This window comes from Humidesulfovibrio sp. (assembly GCF_030689645.1).
Taxonomy (GTDB): Bacteria; Desulfobacterota; Desulfovibrionia; order Desulfovibrionales; family Desulfovibrionaceae; genus Humidesulfovibrio.
This window is the reverse complement of sequence record NZ_JAUYFU010000017.1, coordinates 1-4,077: the sequence shown is the minus strand read 5'-3', so window position 1 is coordinate 4,077 and position 4,077 is coordinate 1. Positions and strand designations below refer to the sequence as shown.

Sequence of the window (4,077 nt, the reverse complement as noted above, 5' to 3'; positions counted from 1 at the left end):
GGTTCTTCCAGTTCTCGTAGTTGCCTTCATAGCCTTCATGCGATTGATAGATTTCTCTTAATCTATCTAATCTCTTAGGTGGCGACGGTGAACTTCCCGGTGTGAGATTCACACCATGAAGTTCACTGTGAGACTCACTGTGAGGGTTCCCACCGGGAACCATCCTGTCCAGGATTTCCCTGGACTGCTGTTGGCGCTCCTCTCCGATGGGATTGTGCGCTTTGATTTTGTCGAGGAGGCTTGTGCGCCTCGGCTTTTTAGGTTCCGGCATACTCATGGCTTCCTGCGTCTGCCTCTCTCGCTCTTCGTGCGGGGGCTTCCTCGGAGTGCTCGTTGTGCGGACGCAGGCTTGGTCATATCGAATTTTCGCCTCTCTGCCCTCGTCTGCGAGTTGTTTGAAGGCCTCTGCAAAAGTTATTGCTGCCGGTGACTTCTTGGTGGACATATTATTCCCCGCCTCGGATGGTTGAGAGACAGCTGCTCGGTTCAGGCCAGAAGGCATTTGACTGTCATCCCTGACCGTGCAGGTGATGTTCACTCTCAAATTTGAGTGTATGCCCGAACAGGGGCTTTGTGTCAATAATCACTCAATATCATAGGCACTTACTTATGTCTCGCAGCTCTCCGTCTTACCGCCATGCGAGGGGCGACAGGTTCGCCCTGGCCACGTTCACCCATGGCCATGAGAGCCACTGTCGCTGAGCCACCCCCGGCACCATCAGCTTGGCTCAGGCTTCGTGGCGACTGTTGATTCTTCGAACTAACCCGTTTAACACGCAACCCCGGCTCAAAATCAGTCTTTCCCTTTAAAACCGAGCTGTTGACTCGAATGTCTTTCAGTTGAGTTAGCCCCTTGACGCAAGGGGCATAGCTCGACCAGAGGTTAATGCCAAAAAACGTAGAGTCTCGTTATTTCATATACTTACGTTGATTAGCTTCCAGTATAGTAGCGCAATGCGCCTTTCTCTTTAAGAGTAAGAGAAGAAGCAGAAGATGAAGAGAACAGGAAATAGCAGGAGAAATAGGAGTTATGAAAATGCGGCGCGGCGGGCATTCACTCACATGGGATTTTTCCGATGAACGAGCGTTCGAAATTTATGACCTCGACCCGGAGGAATGGCACCAGCTAGAAGAGATGGCTCGAAAAGCCAATGCTGGCAGCGGGGCTAATCTTGATGATTTGCTCTACGCTCGAGTGCTCTCGCCCGACAAGCAGGGCATCGGTGACGCCTGGGATGAACTCGTCGACAAAATTCTCGCGTACCTCGAGCTTGAAGGCCACCTTCCCCGCCCGATGCAGTTCAAGCTCCACCAGAAGGCCCTCAAGGACATCTTGGCAAACTTGGTCGCAGCCTCGTCCCAGGACCCGAAGCTCTACGTGCGGTTCTCCCGCCGGGAGGGCGACTTGGATGGCTTTCCGTTCAAGCCAAAGATTCGGTTAGTTAATGCTCTCGAGAAGGCTGGCTTCATAGTATACAGGCGCGGCGAATACGACCACGACAAGAACAAGGGCAGGCAGTCGCGGATGCGGGCCACGGAGAAGCTCGGGGCTATGCTCCTGGAGGTCGATGCTTCCCCAAGTTCTATAGTCATTCAGCACCCTCCCGTCCTGATTAAGGATGAGCAAGGCACCTACCGCGAGCCGAAGCCATCTATGCGTGCTCGGGACATGGCCAGGAAGGTCATGCGCATCAACGAGGCCCTGCTCGCCCAGGAAGTCGGCATGGACTTGCCTGCGGGCATGCCTGCCCCTCACACGCCCAACAGCAGGTTGCCACTTGATACGACGCGGAGGTTGGTCTGCCGCATCTTCGCAGACCAGGGGCTCAAGCTGGGAGGGCGGTTCTACCGGCACTGGGCTCAAGAGATGAAGCGAGAATATCGCCCCTATCTGACCCTCAACGGAGAGCCGACCGTCGAGCTGGACTTCGGATGCTGCCACCCGAGCATGCTCCATGCGGAAGCCGGACTCCCTGCACGTGCGGATGCCTATGAGCTTCCAGGCGTACCACGGGACTTGGCAAAAGCTGCGTTTAGCGTGCTCCTCTTCCACGACAGGGAGGGGACTGCTCCGCATGCCATGTTCAACTCTGCAAAGGACAAAGGCTTCGACATCACCTATGAGGATGGGAGGAAAATCCTCGCCATGATGCGGGCTCACCATCCGGCTATTGAGGACTACTTCTTCAAGGGGCACTCCTTGAGGCTCCAGTACAAGGATAGCTGCATCGCTGAGGAAATCATGTTCATCCTGATTCGTGATGGCATCCCCTTCCTCCCCATCCATGACAGCTTCATCGTCCCGAAGCGCCACGAGTCTGCGCTCGGCCACTACATGAACGATGCCTACTGTAAGCACGTCGGCCAGCACCCCATAATCAAGCGCAAGGAGGCTCCGGCCCCAGGCAGCACGAGCTGAGTGATTCGACGAAAACGACCGTATAATTCAGCCGCAAAAGACGAAGAAAAGGGTTGCATATTCCACCTGGATGGATACGAAGAAATATGGCTGGCAGACTTTCTTCGAATCCGACCTCCGGGAGGGAGAACATGGGCAAGACGGTGGCGTATCTTCGGGTCTCGACAAGCGGACAGGATGTGCAGAACCAGGAGCTGGAGATTCGGCGCTATGCCGAGGCGAACGGCACGAAGGTGGACGAGTGGGTCCGCCTGGAGATGAGCACCCGCCGCTCCATGAAGGAACGGGGCATTGATGAGCTGCTCGGCAAGCTCGGGGCTGGCGACACGCTCATCGTTTCTGCCCTCGACCGCCTCGGGCGCTCCTTGTCCCAGATAGTCATGGTGGTCGACGAGCTGATGGACAAGGGCGTGAGCTTCGTTGCCGTGAAGCAAGGCATGCGCCTGAACGGCGAACGCGACATGACGGCCAAGGTGCAGGTGGCCATGTTCGGCCTCATGGCCGAAATCGAGCGGGACCTCATCTCCGAGCGCACGAAGTCCGGGCTTGAGCGGGCCAGGGCAGAAGGTAAGCAACTTGGTCGACCCAAGGGGCTCGGCAAGAGCCGCCTGGACAGCAAGTCGGGGGAAATCGAGCAGTTCCTCCAGAAGGGGGTCTCGAAGGCCAGCATTGCGAAGATAGTGGACGTCGCGCCCGCCACGCTCCAGCATTTCCTCAAGACCCGCCGCGTCGGCTGAACCCGTTCTCAAGGGAACATTGAGCGCAAGTTGCGCACATAATCCACACAATTTGCGCTGCCCCCTCCCCCCATCCAACTAGCATGAATACCGGGATTTGTGGCCTCAATGGAGGCCCTCAAGGGCCGAGCCAGGCCCTCGGTCGGTTCGCGCGCTCCGTGAGCTTCTAGGGGCCTCCTGGCGAGTTTTAGGGGCGGTCCTGCGGGGCGCTTGCGGCGATGCGGCGCATGCAGTCGAGGATAACGGGGACGCTGGCTTGGCTACCGGGGTCTGGGTGCAAGAGGCCTGGCAGGCCGTCCAGGAAGTCGTCGAGGGTCGGGCGGACGTTAGGTGCGTCAGAATCGGTCAGCAGCAAGCCCATGGCAGCGCCACCGACGAAGACGACCTCAGCCGCCAACTCGCCCAGGAGACGGGTTGCAGTCATGAGGTTCTCGACGTTACCGCGCCAGCGGGGTCTCACTTCTTCCTCAGGAGCTACATTAGGAGGTTTTGGGCGAGGTTCTTCTCCCAGGCGCGCCCGATGCGCAGCGCATCCACAAGGGCCAAGGCCTCGTAGAGCTTTGCGTCCTTCCCCGTCAAGCGGGCATCCACACCGCCATTGACAGGAAGCACGCCATCGCCCATAACAAATTACAATTATTGACCAGGAGACCGTGGTCGCAGGCAGTTTCAACTTCACCAAGTGCGCCAAAGAGAAGAATGCAGAAAACTTGCTGGTTGTCAGGCCTCAGGAGCTTGCCAAGTTATACCTAAAGAATTGGAAGAGGCGCAGGGAGCCTAGGGGCTGAGTAGGAAAGCCATGGGCGAACGCGCAGGCTTGGAGAGCTAACCATGGAAACGACACTTTTAGTTCTTTTAGCTGTCCTCCTCACGGCAGCTTTCTTTTTATACCGTGAGCGCCGCGTAAAACCAATCAAAAGC

At 57.1% G+C, this 4,077-nt stretch carries 5 protein-coding genes; 3 read left to right on the top strand and 2 right to left on the bottom strand.

Features of this window, described 5'->3' with window-relative positions:
* Positions 1 to 445 (bottom strand): hypothetical protein (locus Q8O35_RS02050; protein WP_305570049.1); only part of this gene is annotated, 445 nt, incomplete at its 3' end.
* Positions 446 to 1,030: 585 nt separating this feature from the next.
* On the opposite strand from Q8O35_RS02050, the gene Q8O35_RS02045 reads away from it, so the two are divergent.
* Positions 1,031 to 2,419 carry a hypothetical protein gene (locus Q8O35_RS02045; RefSeq protein WP_305570047.1) on the top strand — a complete coding sequence of 463 codons (1,389 nt, stop codon included), beginning with the start codon at positions 1,031 to 1,033 and terminating at the stop codon, positions 2,417 to 2,419.
* Positions 2,420 to 2,550: 131 nt separating this feature from the next.
* Entirely contained in the window at positions 2,551 to 3,156 is a 606-nt protein-coding gene (locus tag Q8O35_RS02040) for a recombinase family protein (protein WP_305570045.1), read from the top strand.
* 187 nt (positions 3,157 to 3,343) lie between these two features.
* Here Q8O35_RS02040 and Q8O35_RS02035 read toward each other — a convergent pair whose 3' ends face one another.
* Positions 3,344 to 3,580: a hypothetical protein gene (locus Q8O35_RS02035; protein ID WP_305570043.1), complete on the bottom strand. Its 237-nt coding sequence runs from the start codon at positions 3,578 to 3,580 to the stop codon at positions 3,344 to 3,346.
* Between the two features lie 229 nt (positions 3,581 to 3,809).
* Between Q8O35_RS02035 and Q8O35_RS02030 the strand changes: the two genes are divergently transcribed.
* Positions 3,810 to 3,944, top strand: a complete 135-nt coding sequence (locus tag Q8O35_RS02030; protein WP_305570041.1) for a hypothetical protein — start codon at positions 3,810 to 3,812, stop codon at positions 3,942 to 3,944.
* Positions 3,945 to 4,077 lie beyond the last annotated feature (133 nt).

Coding starts and splice junctions, on each gene's coding strand:
- Q8O35_RS02035 (WP_305570043.1), bottom strand. CDS start 3,580: ATGACTGCAACCCGTCTCCTGGGCGAGTTGGCGGCTGAGGTCGTCTTC.
- Q8O35_RS02040 (WP_305570045.1), top strand. CDS start 2,551: ATGGGCAAGACGGTGGCGTATCTTCGGGTCTCGACAAGCGGACAGGAT.
- Q8O35_RS02045 (WP_305570047.1), top strand. CDS start 1,031: ATGAAAATGCGGCGCGGCGGGCATTCACTCACATGGGATTTTTCCGAT.